Source organism: Streptomyces sp. NPDC054866 (genome assembly GCF_053610745.1).
Window position 1 is genome coordinate 914989 of the sequence record NZ_JBSGZA010000004.1, and the last position, 16802, is coordinate 931790.

Below are 16802 nucleotides of genomic sequence, written 5' to 3' on the forward strand. Positions count from 1 at the left end.
CGCTGGCTCACGGAAATCGATAGGCAGGGAGAACTCATGTCCAACAACGCCGATGAGACAGCCAATGGAACAGCGGGATCCGTCCTCGTAGGGGTGGAGCAAGGGGATGACCAGCACACAGTCGTGCGATACGCGGCGCGGCACGCATCGCTCCACGGCGGCCGGCTGCACCTCCTGCATGTCGTGGAGGGAACCCCTCCGGCCGGGTCGGCAGCGGAACGGGAACACCAGACCCTGGTGACGCAAGCGGTGGCGACGGTTCTGCAGCCGATGGTGGAGCTGGTCGAAACGGAGTTCCCCAAAGTCGCGGTGACGGCAGAAGCCGTGACCGGGCAGCCCGCCGGGGTACTCGTGGAACGTTCCGCCGAGGCGGCATGGCTGGTGGTCGGTCACCGCGGCAGTGGTGGATTCCCCCGACTGCCGCTGGGTTCGGTGAGCTGGCAGGTGGCCACTCACGCCTCCTGCCCCGTCGTCGTCATCCGCCCCGGCGCCAGTACCGCCCGGGAGAACCGGATCGTGGTCGGCGTGGACGTCCGCGACATTCCCCACGAGGCCCTGGACCTCGCCTACGCCGAGGCCCAGGTTCGAGGCGCCACCCTTCAGCTGGTGCACGGTGCCTTTCACCTCGGCGAGATGCCTACCGGGCCGGGCATGGCCGCACCCGACTTCGCGGCTCTCGACGAGAAGGCGCGGCAGGAGCTGAAGGCGGAGGCCGCCAAGCGCCTCGCCCGGTACCCGGACGTACCGGTGGATGTGTACGTCGAGCGCGTTCGGCCCGCGACGGTTCTGGTCGAGGCGTCGCGGCGTGCCGGACTACTGATCGTCGGTTCCCACGGGCGTACCGGGCTGCGGAGGTTGATGCTCGGATCCGTCAGCGGCGAGGCGCTGCACAGTGCCGAGTGCCCCGTGGCCGTCGTACCGCACGCGCATTGACCGCTACATGTGCGGCTGGTTGTAGTAGCGGGCGAACTGTTCAAGGTAGGTCGGCTCGGTGCTGTACTTGGCCTCGTCGAATTCCGGGGCGTCCTTGATCTGGCCCTTCGTCCGATTCACGTAGACCTTTTCCTCGGCCGTGTCGATGCGGTCGATGGTCCCGGCCGGGAGGAGGACGTGTTTGCCGAAGATCCACACTCCGGTGTCGACGACGATGTGGGCCGCGTCGACGTCCTCCGAGTGCTTGTCGACCTTGCCGATGTGGCCGTCGGTGGCCTCTACCTTGTAGCCGATGAGGTCGATCCCCTTCTCGTGGCCCGAGCTGGGGTGGTAGCTCCAGATGCCTTCGCTCACGGAATGGCCTTTCTCGTGTGTGGAGGATGCGTCTGCCGAAATCCACCAGTTTGGGCTGAACGTACGTCTGGGGCCGCGGAGCTGCCACCGGTGGAGAACCACGGCGACCCCTGCTAATTTCTCGGAGCCCGTGCGAGAGGACGAGGAGGTGGTATCCGTGAACGCAGATTCGACATGGGTGCTCCTCTCCGGGGTCACGGTCGGACGATAGGTCGGGTCGTCCGGGAGTGCCGTTCAAGCGCACTCCTGAGAGGCACGACCATGCACTTCACTTCTGAACAGTGCTTCCATGACGGCGTCTTCGAGCGCGAATTCACCCTCGGCGAGATCCTCGGCGCCCTGTGGACGCCTGGATCCGAACCTGCCCCGCTGATCCTGATGGCCTACAACAACGGCCTGCCCAAGGTGGACCGCCGTCGGCATCCGCCTTGCGGCGGTCGAGCCGCGCATCGCGGCCGCGGGTTTCTTCGCCGGGGGTTACGTGCCTCGCGCCCAGTGCCATGAAGGTGGCGACGCGCGTCCGGACCCGTGCGCAACCTGAGCGTCTTGTGATCGTTCAGGTGGGTATGAGGAACACCAAGCGCGTAGTCGTTGCCCTGACCCTTACCGCCGCAGCCCTTTCTGTGGCCGGCCCCGCTAGTGCGGACGACGGTTCCAGCGGCGAGGGACGTATCAACCTCCCCGAAAACCCCGGCGAGGTCGTCGATGGGGTGCGAACGGGTCTTGAGGTGGCGGCAATGAGCTGGGAGCTGGCCCAGGCCCGGCCCCGCTGAGAATTGAGCGCGAGGGGGGGGGCTCAATCGGCAGCCGTGGTCGGGGCCAACCGCAGGAGAGTCCCCGCCTGCTCTCTCTGCCTGTAGAGCAAGCCGAGATGGTCATCCAGCTTCTGGTCGCTGACGTGCATACGCAGCCTGGCGATGGCGAACCCAAGCTCCCACGCGGCCTCGTTGACGAGCTCGCCGAGTTCATCCCGGCGAGCTTGCGAGGTGCTGGGGTCAGCCAAGGCAGTCGAGCTGCGGTACATGGCTCTTGAAGTCCGACGGCCTCGGCCGTACGGTTGAACGCTGACGCGTTCGCGGGCCGGGATCATGGTTGCTGACCAGCTCACTCCGTCACGGGCAGGCACTCGGCGAGCAGGTCGACGATGTCGTGCCAGGCGCGCTCCGCGTGCTGTGGGTGGTGGCCGACGCCGGGGAGCAATCTTGGTCGACCGGCGGGTGGTGGAAGGCGTGCAAGGCGCCGCCGTAGACCACGAGACGCCAGTCCACGCCCGCGGCCTGCATCTCGGCGGTGAACGCCTCCCGTTGCGCGGGCGGCATGATCGGGTCCTCCGAACCAACCCCCGCCCAGACGGGGCAGCGTATGCGCGCCGCCTCGCCCGGACGGCCCGTGGTCAGTGCGTTGACTGTCCCGATCGCACGCAAGTCGACGCCGTCGCGCCCGAGTTCCAGCACGATCGCGCCCCCGGTGCCGTAGCCGATGGCGGCGATGCGGTCGGGGTCGGTCCGCGGTTCGGCGCGCAACACGTCGAGCGCCGCGTGGCCGATGCCCCGCATCCGGTCGGGGTCGGCGAGCAAGGGCATCGCGTGCGCCAGCATTTCCTCGGGATCGCTGAACCAGCGCCCGCCGTTGATGTCGAAGGCCAGCGCCACGTACCCCAGTTCGGCGAGGGCGTCGGCACGGCGGCGCTGGAAGTCGTTCAGCCCCGTCCCCTCGGGACCGATCAGGACCGCGGGCCTGGGGCCGACACCGGCTGGGAGCGCGAGGTGCCCGATCATCGTCAAGCTGTCGGCCGGGTACTCGATCGTGCGGGTTGTCACCGTCGTCACCGTCGTCATGAGACTGGACCGTAGTGATCGTCGATCCCGGTCGGGCCGGTGTTCACCGCTGGCAGAACGGCAAGGAAGCCGGTGCGGGCGAGCCCGCGGAGACGGTGGGTGGGGCTCGGCCGGCCCGATTCCGGGCCTGCGACGGCCCCGGTGTCATCCATGCCGTACATGTCGCCCTACGGCGAAGACCGCTGCAGCCTGCGGCCGACGAAGATGGCGGGGGCCAGGAAGAACGGGATCATCACCAGCGCCGCGAGAGTGATCTGCCACGACAGGAAGATCACCGTGGCGAGCACGAGCACCAGGGTCAGGAGGGTCGACACCGTCTGCGACAGCAGCGTCGTGATGGCTCGCTGGGCGCCGATCACGCCGGTGTTGAGCCTGCTGACCAGGGCTCCGGTCCGCGTACGGGTGAAGAATGCCAGTGGCTGCCGCTGAACATGCTCGAACACCTGGCAGCGCAGGTCGTAGACGATGCCCTGGCCGACCCGCCCGGAGAACCAGGTCTGGGTGAACGCGGCCACCACTTCCACCAGCGCCAGGGCGGCCACGAGCAGGGCAAGGCCCACCACGGTGCCTTCCTCGCGCGGCACGATTCCGTCGTCGTTGATCATCTTGAGTAGCAGCGGGCTCGCCGCCGTGATGGCCGCACCCGCGACCGTCGTCAGCGACCGTACTCGCGAAGACGACGTGTGTGAAAGGCAGTGCGGCTGCCGGCCGACGCCGCGGCCGTCGGCGCTGTTCAACCTCCGCGCGGCCACAGTCCGCCGGAGGCCGTTCAACTAGGCCTTGCTGCGGTTGAACGGCAGGGTGCAGCGGCGGTTTCCGCGTCGTCCTGCTGTGAGGACCGCGACAAGGGATGAGCTAACCGCCGGGAAACCTGCCGCACAGCACCCTGATGGTCATGCAGACGAAGTCACCTTTCACCGCTACGACGGCAGCGGTCCGCTGCGTCGGTCCGCTCTGCGGCGAGACCGAGCGGACCACGCGGAGGATGAGCCATGTTGGAATCTGAGGCCACCCGAGAGGGCGTGCCCGAGCAGGAGCGCTGGACAGAGCCGGAAAGCAGTCACGCCGACGAGAGCAACGAGGCGTCGTCGACGCCGCGTCGGCGCCGACGCGGCGTCTGGGTGACGCTCGGCGTCGTCGTGCTGGTGGTCGGCGCGTCCGGCGCGGTGTACCTGGCGCAGGACGAAGACAGCAAGCCGGCGAAGTCGGCTGCGAAGCTGCCGACCGCGAAGGTGGTCCGCACCGATCTGATCAACACTACCGAGGTGGACGGCACGTTGGGCTTTTCGGGCGGCCGTAATGTGCTCGCCGAGGGGCCCGGGCGGGTCACATGGCTCCCGGGCGTCGGCGACGTCATCAAGCAGGGCGAGCGGGTCTACGCCATGGACGGCCACTCGGTACCGCTGTTCTACGGCTCGACGCCGTTCTGGCGGGATCTGAAGAAGGGGATGTCCGACGGGTACGACGTGCTGGAGCTGGAGCGCAACCTGCTCGCACTCGGCTACGGCGGCTACCTGAGCGTGGACAGGGAGTTCACCTCGGGCACCGCCGACGCCGTTAAGGACTGGCAGGAGGACCTGGGCGTGAAGGAGTCCGGCGAGGTCGCGCCGGGCGACGTGGTGATGCAAGCGGGGCAGTTCCGGGTGAGCAAGGTCGACGCCGAGCTGGGCGCACCGGCCCGGGGAACGGTACTGACCGCCGGCAGCACACAGCAGCGGATCACCGTGAATCTGCCGGTGAGCGACCTGGAGTTGGCGAAGGTGGGCGCGAAGGTGACGGTGAAACTGCCGGGTGGCGAGAGCACCACCGGTCGGGTCTCCTCGCTCGGCAAGGTGGCGGCCGCCGGGGACACCAACTCCCAATCCCAGACCGGGGAAGGCACCCAGAACGCCACCGTCCCCGTCTATGTCGTGCTGGACGAGAAGAGCGGCAAAGGGAACCTGGACGGTTCCCCCGCGACTGTCGGCTTCGCCAGCGCCGAGCACAAGGACGCACTGGCGGTGCCGGTGAACGCGCTGCTGGCATCGGCGAACGGCTCCTACCAGGTGAAGGTCGTGAACGCGGCCGGGAAGGTACGGACCGTGCCGGTCAAGCTCGGCATCTTCGAAGCCGACATGGTCGAGGTGAAGGGTGACCTCTCGGCGGGCATGAAAGTGCAGGTGCCCCGCTCATGAGCAAGGGCATCAGCACCGCGGAAGGGCTGACTCCGACGGAGTCGACCGCCGGCCGGTCGGCCGCGGTCATCGAGGTGGACAACTGCACCAAGGAGTACCCCGGTGGCGTGCGGGCACTGCGCCCGGTCTCGCTCGCCGTCCATGACGGTGAGCTGATGGCGATCCTGGGACCGTCCGGATCCGGAAAGTCGACCCTGCTGAACCTGATGGGGACCCTGGACAAGCCGAGCACCGGCCGGGTCCTCATCCAGGGACACGACGTCGCCAAGCTTCCCGACCGGCGGCTCGCCGCGGTTCGCGCCCACTGGATCGGCTTCGTCTTCCAGCAGTTCTTCCTCACCCCGCACCTCTCCGCCGTGGACAACGTGGCAACCGGGCTGCTGTATCACGGCACCCCGGCTCGGGAACGACGCAGGCTGGCGAAGGTCGCGCTGGAGCGTGTCGGGCTCGGCCACCGACTGGACCACCGTCCGAACCAGTTGTCGGGTGGCGAGAAGCAGCGCGTCGCGATAGCCCGGGCGGTCGTCGGCAACCCGCCGCTCGTGCTCGCGGACGAGCCGACCGGCAACCTGGACACGAAGTCCGGTGACGGTGTGCTGGAACTGCTCGCGGAACTGAACCGCGACGGCACCGCCGTCGTGGTGATCACCCATGACATGGAGGTCGCGGCTTCGCTGCCGCGGCGCCTGGAGATCCGCGACGGGCGGATCTACGCCGATACGGGGGCTGCGGCATGAAGGCCCTACCCAGCGCAGCCCGGCTGCGTACCGGTGACCTGGCTGTGGTCGGCGTCGACGGACTGCGCGGCCGGCCGCTGCGCGCCGTGCTCTCCGCGCTCGGCATCGCCATCGGTGTCGCCGCCATGATCGCCCTGGTGGGCATCAGCACCAGCAGCCGAGCCGCGCTGATCGCCGACATCGAGAAACTCGGCACCAATCTGCTGACCGTCAAGCCCGGCACGACGCTGGCGGGCAAGAACTCGACACTGCCCAAGAGCGCGGAAGGCATGGTCTCCCGTATCCCAGGGGTGACCAGCGTGTCCGCGACGGGAAAGGTCAAGGACGCAACCGTCCGCCGGACCGACAAGATCGACTCGGCTACCACCCATGGCATCGCGGTGCAGGCCAGCCGACCGGACCTGCTCAGGACGCTCGGCGGCACGCTGCGCTCCGGCACCTTCCTCAACGCCGCCACCAGCAACTACCCGGTGGTTGTGCTGGGGACCGACGCCGCCGGGCGGCTCGGCATCGACAGCGCCGGCGCCCACGTGTTCATCGACGGACAGTGGTTCATGGTCGTGGGGATCCTCGACGAGGTCGATCTCGCGCCCGAGGTCGACCGCTCCGCTCTCGTCGGCTGGGCGTACGCGAAACAGCTGGGATTCGACGGGAACGTCACCACCCTCTACGAGAAGTCCACAGACACGACAGTGGACCAGGTGCGCAGCGTGCTGGGGGGCACTGTGAATCCCGAGCACCCGGAGGAGGTGGCGGTCAGCCGTCCCTCGGACGCGCTCACAGCCCAGGCCGCCGCGGAACGCACCTTCAACGCACTGTTCTTCGGACTCGGCGCCATCGCCCTGCTGGCAGGCGGCGTCGGCATCGCGAACATCATGGTCATCTCGGTCCTTGAGCGACGGCAGGAGATCGGGCTGCGCCGCTCGCTGGGCGCGACCCGTGGGCAGATCCGGCTGCAGTTCCTCACTGAATCGGTGACCCTGTCAGCACTGGGTGGGGCCGCTGGAGTACTCATCGGGCTCGGCACCTGCGTCGGATTCGCCGCCTACCGTGACTGGCCCACCGCCCTGCCTGGCGATGCCATCGTCGGCGGCGCCCTGGCCGCCGTCCTCATCGGCGCGCTGGCCGGCGTCTACCCGGCCCGTCGCGCGGCCAATCTCACGCCCACAGAAGCCCTCGCCACGAACTGACCGGTCATCCCCCGGCCGGTCACAGGGGTGCCTCCGCGTTCACCGGCGCGGAGGCACCCCGTCTTCATGTCCGCCGCCGCGCTCCCGTTCCCCGATGAGCCTGCCTTACGACGGTCACCGCGGGGAAACCTGTCGACGGCCACGCTGGTAGGCATGAAGACACATATTTTCGCCGCGGTGGCTCTCGCGGCCGCCGCCACGTTCGGGCTGACTGCTTGCGGCGACGACTCCGCCTCCAGCGGGACCTCGTCGGCAGAGGAGGGCCCCAAGCAGCAGAAGTTCGAGAAGTGCATGGAGGAGCACGGCATGGACGTCCCCGACCCCGGAGAGGTGAAGGAGGGCGAGTTGGACGTCCAAGCCCCTGGGGAATCCTCCGCCGAGCAGGAGGCCGCGCGGGTGGCCTGCGCGAAGTTCGCGCCCGTCCAGGACGCCCCCGAGGACGTCACGAAAGACGACCAGGACCGTGCGCTGAAGAAGGCCGAGTGCTTGCGCAAAGAGGGGATCGCCGCCGAGGATCCCAAGCCGGGAACGGTCGACATCACCATCGAGGAAGGCTCCGACAGCTCCCAGGAGAAGCTTGTCGATGCATTCGCTCTGTGCAACAAGAAAGTTGGAGGACAGAGCGGCGGGTAGAGGCGCCGAGATCCTTCGGTCACCGCCGCAATACATTTCTCCGAGTCGGCATCGGCCGCCGCCCCGCCCGTTCACACCGGGTGGGTCGGCGGCCGAACTGCGTGCCCTGGAGCACTGGCAGCAAGCGATCTCGTAGTATCTTCAGGCACTTTGCCGAGCCGTTCGCCGATGCTCTGAAATGATCCGGCCGACTGGGGAAGTGTGTTGGTGGTGGGCGGAATTGTGATGAGGCGTTCGATGCGCTAAGGAGATGCATTGATGATCCCGTTGTCGTTCGCTCAGCGTCGCTTATGGTTCCTGTCAACAACGTCATGGCTTTGGGCGTTGCGGGGAGCCGTGAACGTGACGGCACTTGACGCCGCCTTGCGGGATTTGTTAGTACGCCACGAATCTTTGCGCACGGTATTCCCCGACATGGATGGTGAGCCTTATCAGCGAATCCTTGATCCGGGGGAGCTCGACTGGGTGCTGACAGCCCGTCACGTTGCGCGCGAGGACGTGGACAAGGACAGGATGGCCGTGCGGTGCTGCTCACGACCGCGCCGGACGAGCATGTGCTGATCCTGATCCTGATCGTGCATCACATCGTCACCGACGCCTCGTCCCACCGTCCGCCGGCACGTGAACTGTCGACGGCATACGAAGCGCGGCTGCGCGGTGCTCGAAGCCGGCCGGGCCATGGTGCGGCCGGCCGTCGAACAGCCCGACCCGGAGGCGCAGTTGCGGGAGGATGCGGCGCGGATCCGAGGGGAGGTCGGCGACATCATCGACGGAATCACCGAGGAGGAACTGCTCCTCATCACCAAGATATTCCGCAACAACACAAGGCTGCGAAAGCGCATGGGAGGCGATAGCCGCATGGATGGAGTCGAGGAGCGCAGAATCCGGGACGTGAGCGGAGCCGCGGGCCGGAGCCGGAGCGGAGGTGCCGGCCACCTCCGCTCCCGGCGGCCCGCGGATCAGGCGGACAGCACCGGGGCGTGTACCGGCAGGGCCACGCGGACCGAGAGCCCGCCCTCGAGGTTGGCCGTCGCGTGCACGCTGCCGCCATGGGCGTTGGCGATGGCGACGACGATGGAGAGCCCGAGGCCTACGCCTTCGGACGAACCGGTCCGGTCCGCGTGCAGCCGCCGGAACGGCACGAACAGCTCGTCGACCTGCTCGTCCGGAACATGCGGGCCGGTGTTGTAGACCACGAGACCGCTTTCGGGGGACAGGTCGATCAGAACGTGCCCGCCATCGACGTTGTGCCGGATCGCGTTCTGCACCAGGTTGGCGACGAGACGGGTGAGCAGCACCTCGTCACCCGAGACGATCACGGGAGGAGTGACGGCCGTGAGGCTGATGTTGCGGCGCTCGGCCAAGGGGAGTTGCTCGGCCATGACCTGGTCGACTGCGGTGGCGAGATCCACTGGATCCCGGGAGGTGAGCTCCTGCTCTCCCTGCGCGAGTACGAGCAGGCCCTCGATGAGCCGCTCGAAACGCTTGGTGGCGCGGAGGAGTTCTTCGCGAATCCGGGCCACCCGCTCCGGGGTCGGGTCGTTCAGGCCGATCTCGATCGCCGTTCGCTGGATGGCAAGGGGGGTGCGCAGCTCGTGGGAGGCGTTGGCGACGAAACGGCGCTGGCTCGCCACGGCGCGATCCAGTCGGTCGAGCATGGCGTCGAAGGCGTCGGCGAGTTCCTTGAGTTCGTCCTGTGGCCCCGACAGGGCGATGCGTTCGTGCAGGGTGGACAGCGACAGTCGGCGGGCGGTAGCGGTGACGCTGTGCAGCGGACGCAGCAGCCGTCCGGTGAGCCACCAGCACACGACGATGGCCAGCAGCACCAGCACCCCGATGGCGATCAGGCTGATGATGAGCTGGGTGTCCGCCAGCGCCTCCTGCAGCTGCTCCTTCTCGCCCACGATGATGGCCGACGGCTCGGACTTGGGGCCCTGAGGGACGGCGTCGGACGCCTCGTACGGCAGGACCGAGCACGGTGCCTCCGGAGGCCGGAAACGGCAGGGGATCTTGGCGATCGAGCCGGGCGAGACGAAGAAGTTGTCCACCTTGTCGCTGACGGCGCGCTGCTGGAATCGTTGCGTGACGCTCAGCACTGCCAGGGTGATGATCGTGAACATGCCGCTGTAGAGCAGCGTCATCCGGGCCCGGAGCGAGCCACTGAACGCCGAAGGGATGCGCCGCACGACCCGTACCAGCCTCATGACCTGCACCCGCTTCCTGCGATGGCGACGACGACGGCGGGGTCGCCAGCATCTATTGGCGCAGATGCCCTGTACGGAGGGGGTTAACGCCTTCGGTCACTTTGCGGAAACCGCTTCTGCCCGTCGGCCGACTCGTATATCCGGAGAGCTGCCTCTCTCCCCACGACTGACCGGAACGCGAATCGGCCGCCAGGCGAACCTGACGGCCGATCACGGAAGGCACTCTTCTTGGCGCCTCGCCGAACATGGTCTTCCAGCCGTCGGGTACGGCCACGAAGACAGGCCACAGCGAATGCTGGCCTTCATCGTTGACCAGGACCAGATAGCTTGCGTCAGACCGCAGCGACGAGCGGATCCACTGTTGCATAGGCACTCACGGGTCATCAATGGGCGATGGTGCATACAGCGTTACCGGCCCAGCGTAAATTCCGTACAGGAGGGCCCAGATGCGTGACAGCCGAGACCGAATATTTCTCCGCTCGAATGCGATCACCGAACCACTGGTCGATAGGTTCTGTGCGTGGATGCATATTGTTGCGCCCGCTCAGGCGTCCATGCTCTGCGCGGCGGATACTTCGTCGACGTCGAAGAGTCGCGGGCGGCGGAGGTCGGCGAGCTGCTGGACACCATCAAGCGCGAGCGCGCGGACATGCTCGCGTTCGCCGCTGCCATGGCCGAGACGGACGAGCTGCTGCGGCAGAACGCCACCGGCTTCGATCTCACGCCGCTGTACCTGAAGCTGCCGGCGGCGCTGAACGGCTTGGTGGAGCTGGCCTACGACACCAGCAACCAGGCGTCCGTGCACCTGATCGAGCCGCTGCTGTACCACAGCAAGGCATTCGACCGGGGCCGCCAATCCGTCCAGCTCTCCCTCGACGACGGTGTGGAGCGGCCGTTCATCCTCAGCACCCCTCGACTTCCCTCACCCGACGTGCTGGACCTGCAGATCCCGTTCGACCACCCCGGTCTGGACGAGCTGATGAGGGCGCGGATCGAAGCTACGACCGCCGCTCGCCCTGCTGGAGAGCGGGGTCAAGCTGCCGCCGAAGTACCGGGCGGCGACGGGGAAACCGTTGCCGCGGGCCAGCAGTGGATCGACACCGACCAGCACCGCCGATCGGACCTCGGCAAGATCACCGCACCCTGCCGCGTCGTTGGCGGGCCGGCGGCGAACGAAGCGGCGTCGGCCCGTCAACGGGCGTTCCAGCGCCTCCGTACCGGCCTCAAAGCCTGTACCCGCTTCCCGGTACGGTGACGATGACGGGCGGATCGCCGAGCTTGGACCGGAGCTTGCTCATCGTCACCTTGACGACGGTGGTGAACGGGTCCGTGTGCTCGTCCCAGGCCCGTTCCAGTAGTTCCTCCGTGCTGACGACCGCGCCTTGAGCCTGCATCAGCACTTTCAGCACCGCGTACTCCTTGCGGGAAAGCGGCACGTAGCGCCCGTCGCGGGACGCCTGCCGACGCGCCGTGTCCAGTGTGATGTCGCCGCGCTCAAGGACCGGGGGCAGCAGCGGCCCGGCGCGGCGGCCGAGTGCGAGGACCCGCGCCACCAGTTCGTCGAAGGCGAAGGGCTTGGCCAGGTAGTCGTCGGCCCCCAGGTTCAGTCCCGCGACCCGTTCGTGTACCGCGCTGGAGGCGGTGAGCATCAGGATGCGTACGCGCCCCCCGAGCTGGGCCATGGCGCGGCAGATCTCGTCGCCGTGTACCCGTGGCAGGTCACGGTCCAGGACCAGTACGTCGTAGTCGTTGACGGCGAGGCGCTCCAACGCGGTGGCACCGTCATAGACGACATCCACCGCCATCGCCTCATCATGAAGTCCCTCGGCCACCAGGTCCGCCAGAAATTGCTCGTCCTCGGCCACCAGAATTCGCATGCTCGACATTGGCACACATCCGCCGTAATGCGGCGGTGAACAAACACAGTTCGAGCCGATGGAGATGAGGCGGAGATGTCCGCGGTCAAGGACGTCAGCAGGTCGTTGAGCCGGGTGACGAATGCGGCCGGCTCTTCGATCCGGGCACCCGTGGCAAGGACTGCCTGGTCGAACAGGACATGCGCCCAGACGGGCAGGCGCGGGTCGTCCTGTCCGCGGTTGAGCCGCTCGACCAGGGCGTGGCCGGGGTTGATCTCCAGGGTCGGCTGGTGGGGCAGACCCGAGCCCCGTAGCTGCTGCACGGCGGTGACGTCGGTCTCCGTCCCGTCGGTGACGAGGCGGGCGGGGGAGGTCGTCAGCCGGCTGGTCACGCGTACGTCCCACGCCTTGCCCGCCAGGTGCGCCTTGAGCCGGCCGAGAAGCGCGGCGTAGTCGGAGCTCGCCCGGTCGGCGGCCTGTTTCTCGGCGTCGTCCGTCAAGTCGCCGAAGCCGGGCGGCCCTTGGGCGATGGACTGCAGCCGCTTGCCCTGGTATTCGCGCAGCGGGCCGGAAACGACGAAGCCGTCCACCGCCTCGGCCAACAGGAGCACTTCGATGCCCTTGGTGCGGAACGCCTCCAGGTGAGGGCCGGCCGCGGCGGCGGCCGGGCTGGGTGCCAGGAGGTAGTAGATCTTGTCCTGGCCCTCCTTCATCCTGGCCACGTAGTCGCTGAGCGAGACGTCGGCGCCCTGCGTGCCCGAGTAGGTGGAGGTGAAGCGCAGGAGCTCGGTGATGCGGTTGGTGCTGCAGCGGAGCTTTCGCAGGAGGCGCCCCCCTTGAGGGTGGCCATGGCCTGCTCGCCGTGTTGTGGCGGTGCTTCCACCTTGAGGTGTCGGCGGCGATGCGGTCGATCGGCAACAGGGTGCCGTCGAGGATGACGAACGCCTCCTCGACGGCTTCACTTAGGTAGCGATAGACGGTCGCGACACCGATGCCGAGCCCAGCGGCGAGCAGGGCCTGTCGCGAGGCGGGAAGACGCCGCCAACGCGTCCCGATCTCCTGCCGCCTGGCCGCCAGTCGCCCGGTCAGGAACCGCAAGGTGCGGCTGGGCAGATCAATTGAGGACGGATAGACAAGCGCGCGAAGCTCCAACTCGCACTCAGCGCCGCCAGCTTGGAAAAGGCTCACTGCCCAAATTCGCGCCAAAAAGACTCCGCAGGGGGAGTTGTGGCGACCGTACGGCGCACGCCAGACTGGTCCTCAACGTCCGTTGAGGGGAATCATTCCATTTGTCAGCTTCAGGGAGCAGATCGTGACTTCTCCGGCTGCCGGGCCGACCGCCGGCACAGCGCCGTCCGAACCGCCGGCCACAACCCGGCGTTCCACCAACTACCGTGTGCTGCTTGGCCCGTCGCTGCTCGGGCTCTTCCTGGTCATCGCCTTCGCCGGGCTGATGATCCCCGGCCTGCGCAACCCCGCCCCGCACGATATGCCGCTCGGGGTCGCGGGACCGCCCCCGGCCGTCGAGCGCCTCGGCCAGCAGCTGGAGGCGGGCGCACCGGGTGCCTTCGACGTGACCGGGTACGCCGACGAGAAGTCGGCCCGCGAAGCGCTGCGCGACCAGAAGATCCTGGGCGCCATCGTCATCGGGCCCCAGGGCGCGCCCGCCTTGCTCACCGCGAGCGCGGCAGGCGACGCGCCGACCCGGGCCACGACGGCGGCCTATGAGCGACTGACCGACCAACTCGGCACCCCGCCAAAGGTGCAGGACGTCGCACCCCTGCCCGAGCACGACTCCCGCGGGGTCAGCGCGGTGCTGCTGTGCGTCGCCCTGTCCGTGGGCGGACTGCTCTTCCAGGTGGGCCTGAGTCTGGCAGCCGGAGGCGAACGGGCTTCTGCGCGTCGGCTGGCCTCCGTCGCCTACGCCGTGGTCGCCGGCCTGATCGGTGCCCTGCTCGCGGGACCGGTCACCGGTGCCCTCACGGGGCAGTTCACCGAGCTGCTGGGGATCTCGATCCTGCTGTCGCTGGCCGTCGTCGGCGTAGTGGCGGCCTGTCAGGCCGTGTTGCGTGCGCTCGGCATCGTCGTCGGCGCGCTGCTTGTGCTGCCGCTCGGCGTGTCGTCGTCCGGTGGTGTCGTCGATCCCCACTTCCAGCCCGCCTTCTACGCGGCCGTCTCGGAGTATCTGCCCATGGGCAGCACGGTCTCCCTCCTGCGGAGGGTCTTCTACTTCGACGGCAACGCGGTGGGCGGCCCGTTGCTCACCCTGGCGCTGTGGGCGGCCTTGTCCTGGATCCTGGCGCTGGTGGTGGAGCGGTTCCGGCCGTTCCGCCCGGTCGTGGTCATCGTGCCCGCCTCCGCAGTACCCGTCGGCGACCCACGGACGGCCTGATGGCGGCCGAACCCGGCGGCCTTGCCGCGATGCCCGCGGAACCGGGCGGTCCCGACGGGTCGCAGGAGAACCGCCGCGAGCTGATTCGGCTCGCGGCGGTCGAGCTGTTCGCACGGCACGGCTATCGCGGCACCACCGTCCGGGCCATCGCGGAACGCGCCGGTGTGGACCCGGCCCTGGTGATGTACCACTACGGCAGCAAGGAGAAGGTCTTCTCCGTGGTGATCCGGGAGGTGATGCGCGCAGAGGAGCTGCTGCCCGCCCTGCCCGAACTCCTCGACGAACCCCCCGGCGCCGGCGGGCCCGACGGAGCACGGGGCGGTCCCGGCAGCCGACTGGTCCGCGGCTTCCTGACCCGCTGGGAGGACCCGTCAACACGCTCCGCGCTCCTTGTGGTCTTCCGCTCGGCGATGGAGCATCCCGAGGCCTCGCAGCTGTTCCGGGAGGTGGCCGGCGGCGAACTCCTGATGCCGATCGCCCGCCGGATCCCGGCCCCCGACCCCGAACTGCGGGCCGTGCTTGTGGCGTCCCTGCTCGTAGGACTGATCACCGGCCGATACGTGGTGCCCATCGCCCCGCTGGCCGACATGGACCTGGACACGGTCGTGGACCTCTACGGGCCACACGCCGACGCCATGCTTCTGGGCCGGCTGGGCACGCCGCCGCCCATGCCGTGACGCCACCCCACTACCTCAACGGCGGCCGGGAAGCGTTCCCTTGACCAGTGCGTTCACCACCTGGCTCCGCTGGAGCTTGCCGCTCGGGGTCTTCGGCAGGGCACCCCGGGGCACCACCTCGACCCGGTCGGGACGCAGCCCCGTCTCCGCGGAGACCGCGGCGATCACCGCCGCGCGGATCTCCGCGACGCGCTCGGAGTCGGCATGGCTGCGGGACTCCACCACCAGGACCAGTACCTCGGTGCTGCGCTCAGGGTCGGGGCAGCCCACGGCGGCCACCGCGTCCGCCCGCAGCCCGTCCACCGTGGCAGCCGCCGCCTCGAAGGCGTACGGGTGGTAGTTGGACCCGGCGATGATCACCACGTCCTTGATCCGACCGGTGACGTACAACTGGCCGTTGTCCAGGAACCCCTGGTCGCCGGTGTCCAGCCAGCCGTTTTCGAGGACCTTCGCGGTCTCCTCGGGCTGGCGGTAGTAGCCCGACATCATGGAGAGGCAGCGCAGCAGGATCGTCCCCTGGCGGCGGTCCGGCAGATCCGCGCCCGTCCCGTCCACCACCCGGATCTCGATCTCCTTCAGTGCGCTGCCCGACGACACCAGCTCCTGCCTGTCGGGATCGTCCGGCGAGGCCTCCACGACCTCCCCGTCGCCGGCCAGCCGGTCACGGCGGACGGGCAGCGTGATCAGCGGGTCGCCCGGCACGCACATGGTCGCCGCCAGGGTGATCTCCGCCATGCCGTAGCAGGGCGTCATCGCCCGCTCCCGGTAGCCGTAGGGGGCCATACGCTCGGCGAACGCCCGCAGTGTGCCGGCCTGTACGACTTCGGCGCCGTTGCCCGCGAGGCGCCAGGCGCTGAGGTCGAGCCCTTGAAGCTTGGTGTCCGGCACGTTCGTCGCGCACAGCCGGTAGGCGAAGTTCGGCGCCGAGGTGAACGTGCCACGGTAGCGGTGCATCGCCCACAACCACCGCTCCGGACGCAGCGCGAAGGACAGTGGCGGCATGCTCGCCACGGGCAGGCCGTGCAGCAGCGGAGCGAGGCTCAGCCCGATCAGCCCCATGTCGTGGTGGAGTGGCAGCCAGCTGACGATCAGATCGCCCGAGCGGTAGGCATGGTCACCGATCGCGGCGGCATTGGCGAAGACGGCCTCGTGGGTCAGCGTCACGCCCCGGCTGCTGCCCGTGGTGCCGGACGTGAACTGGATCAGCGCGAGGTCACCGGCTCGCGCCCGCACCGAGCCCGGCACCAGTCCGCCTTCGAACGGCGGCTCCACGACCGCCACCCCGGCCTGGGCGCACGGCGCCGACACGGCGTCCCGGAACTCCGGGGAGACCACCAGAGCACGTGGCTCCGCGCGGCTGATGAGTAGCCGCAGCCGGTCCTCCCAGCGCTGCCGGCGCATGGTGGCCAGGGGCGGCTCGCACACGAAGGGGACGGCGCCCAGGAGGAAGCAGCCGTGCAATGCCGCGTAGGCGTCGACGCCGGTGTCCATGCAGACACCGACCCGGTCACCGGGGCGCACCCCGTGCTCGGCCAGCGTGGTCGCCGCCGCTCCCGCCAGCTCGGCGAGGTCCGCCGCGGTGAGTCGCACCGGCTCCCCGGAGCCCTCGACATAGGCCAGCGGCCGGTCGGGATCCTGGTCGGCCAGCTCCAGCAGGGCGGCGCCGATCGTGCTCGCGGAGGTCAGGGATACCGGGCCCGGACGGTCTTCCGGCTCGAATCCCTTCCGGTCTATGTGTACGTCCTCGGTCGAAATGGCAACTGGCATTTCCTACCCCCGAATTGACCACCGCGGAGCGGCTGAAAATGACATGG

The 16802-nt window shown here is 68.6% G+C and carries 13 protein-coding genes and 5 pseudogenes; 10 read left to right on the top strand and 8 right to left on the bottom strand.

The features are described 5' to 3' along the window. The first annotated feature begins 36 nt into the window (after positions 1-36). Positions 37-933, top strand: coding sequence for a universal stress protein (locus ACWGI2_RS24725; RefSeq protein ID WP_453697653.1), 897 nt, complete (start codon positions 37-39; stop codon positions 931-933). A 3-nt stretch (positions 934-936) separates the two neighbouring features. On the opposite strand, the gene ACWGI2_RS24730 is transcribed toward ACWGI2_RS24725, so the two are convergent. Next, on the bottom strand, positions 937-1287 hold the full coding sequence (locus tag ACWGI2_RS24730) for a PRC-barrel domain-containing protein (RefSeq protein ID WP_453697654.1): 351 nt from the start codon (positions 1285-1287) through the stop codon (positions 937-939). A 261-nt stretch (positions 1288-1548) separates the two neighbouring features. Here ACWGI2_RS24730 and ACWGI2_RS24735 point away from each other — a divergent pair. Beyond that, positions 1549-1792: pseudogene (locus ACWGI2_RS24735) on the top strand (alpha/beta hydrolase); the annotation flags it as partial. A 599-nt stretch (positions 1793-2391) separates the two neighbouring features. Here ACWGI2_RS24735 and ACWGI2_RS24740 read toward each other — a convergent pair. Together ACWGI2_RS24740 and ACWGI2_RS24745 are read right to left on the bottom strand one after the other, a co-directional pair. Next, positions 2392-3116, bottom strand: a pseudogene (locus ACWGI2_RS24740) (dienelactone hydrolase family protein). Between the two features lie 176 nt (positions 3117-3292). Continuing rightward, on the bottom strand, positions 3293-3862 hold the full coding sequence (locus ACWGI2_RS24745; protein ID WP_453697656.1) for an ABC transporter transmembrane domain-containing protein: 570 nt from the start codon (positions 3860-3862) through the stop codon (positions 3293-3295). 255 nt (positions 3863-4117) lie between these two features. Here ACWGI2_RS24745 and ACWGI2_RS24750 point away from each other — a divergent pair, with 255 nt between their 5' ends. From ACWGI2_RS24750 to ACWGI2_RS24770, 5 genes are all read left to right on the top strand, one after another. After that, positions 4118-5299, top strand: a complete 1182-nt coding sequence (locus ACWGI2_RS24750) for a peptidoglycan-binding protein (protein ID WP_453697657.1) — start codon at positions 4118-4120, stop codon at positions 5297-5299. Beyond that, positions 5296-6036 carry an ABC transporter ATP-binding protein gene (locus ACWGI2_RS24755; RefSeq protein ID WP_453396478.1) on the top strand — a complete coding sequence of 247 codons (741 nt, stop codon included), beginning with the start codon at positions 5296-5298 and terminating at the stop codon, positions 6034-6036. The genes ACWGI2_RS24750 and ACWGI2_RS24755 overlap by 4 nt, the downstream gene beginning before the upstream one ends. After that, entirely contained in the window at positions 6033-7226 is a 1194-nt protein-coding gene (locus ACWGI2_RS24760) for an ABC transporter permease (RefSeq protein WP_453697659.1), read from the top strand. The genes ACWGI2_RS24755 and ACWGI2_RS24760 overlap by 4 nt, the downstream gene beginning before the upstream one ends. A 153-nt stretch (positions 7227-7379) precedes the next feature. Beyond that, positions 7380-7859 (top strand): hypothetical protein, encoded by a 480-nt coding sequence (locus ACWGI2_RS24765; protein ID WP_453697661.1) that lies wholly within the window; start codon positions 7380-7382, stop codon positions 7857-7859. A 258-nt stretch (positions 7860-8117) separates the two neighbouring features. Then, positions 8118-8420 (top strand): condensation domain-containing protein, encoded by a 303-nt coding sequence (locus ACWGI2_RS24770; RefSeq protein WP_453697662.1) that lies wholly within the window; start codon positions 8118-8120, stop codon positions 8418-8420. 398 nt (positions 8421-8818) lie between these two features. On the opposite strand, the gene ACWGI2_RS24775 is transcribed toward ACWGI2_RS24770, so the two are convergent. Both ACWGI2_RS24775 and ACWGI2_RS24780 read right to left on the bottom strand, forming a co-directional pair. Next, entirely contained in the window at positions 8819-10063 is a 1245-nt protein-coding gene (locus ACWGI2_RS24775; RefSeq protein WP_453697663.1) for a sensor histidine kinase, read from the bottom strand. A 223-nt stretch (positions 10064-10286) separates the two neighbouring features. Beyond that, positions 10287-10430 (bottom strand): annotated as a pseudogene (locus ACWGI2_RS24780) (MbtH family protein); the annotation flags it as partial. A gap of 157 nt (positions 10431-10587) precedes the next feature. Here ACWGI2_RS24780 and ACWGI2_RS24785 point away from each other — a divergent pair. Continuing rightward, positions 10588-11318 (top strand): annotated as a pseudogene (locus ACWGI2_RS24785) (hypothetical protein). Here ACWGI2_RS24785 and ACWGI2_RS24790 read toward each other — a convergent pair. Together ACWGI2_RS24790 and ACWGI2_RS24795 are read right to left on the bottom strand one after the other, a co-directional pair. Then, the gene (locus tag ACWGI2_RS24790) at positions 11287-11940 is read right to left on the bottom strand and encodes a response regulator transcription factor (protein WP_453697665.1); all 654 of its coding nucleotides are present in this window, start codon (positions 11938-11940) and stop codon (positions 11287-11289) included. The pseudogene ACWGI2_RS24785 and the gene ACWGI2_RS24790 sit on opposite strands and share 32 nt — an antisense overlap. Positions 11941-12026: 86 nt before the next feature. After that, positions 12027-12881 (bottom strand): annotated as a pseudogene (locus ACWGI2_RS24795) (hypothetical protein); the annotation flags it as partial. 350 nt (positions 12882-13231) lie between these two features. Between ACWGI2_RS24795 and ACWGI2_RS24800 the strand changes: the two are divergent. Further along, on the top strand, positions 13232-14311 hold the full coding sequence (locus ACWGI2_RS24800; RefSeq protein WP_453396484.1) for a hypothetical protein: 1080 nt from the start codon (positions 13232-13234) through the stop codon (positions 14309-14311). Continuing rightward, positions 14311-14988, top strand: a complete 678-nt coding sequence (locus ACWGI2_RS24805) for a TetR/AcrR family transcriptional regulator (protein ID WP_453396485.1) — start codon at positions 14311-14313, stop codon at positions 14986-14988. The genes ACWGI2_RS24800 and ACWGI2_RS24805 overlap by 1 nt, the downstream gene beginning before the upstream one ends. Before the next feature lie 15 nt (positions 14989-15003). On the opposite strand, the gene ACWGI2_RS24810 is transcribed toward ACWGI2_RS24805, so the two are convergent. Further along, positions 15004-16755 carry a fatty acyl-AMP ligase gene (locus ACWGI2_RS24810; protein WP_453697666.1) on the bottom strand — a complete coding sequence of 584 codons (1752 nt, stop codon included), beginning with the start codon at positions 16753-16755 and terminating at the stop codon, positions 15004-15006. Positions 16756-16802: the final 47 nt, after the last annotated feature.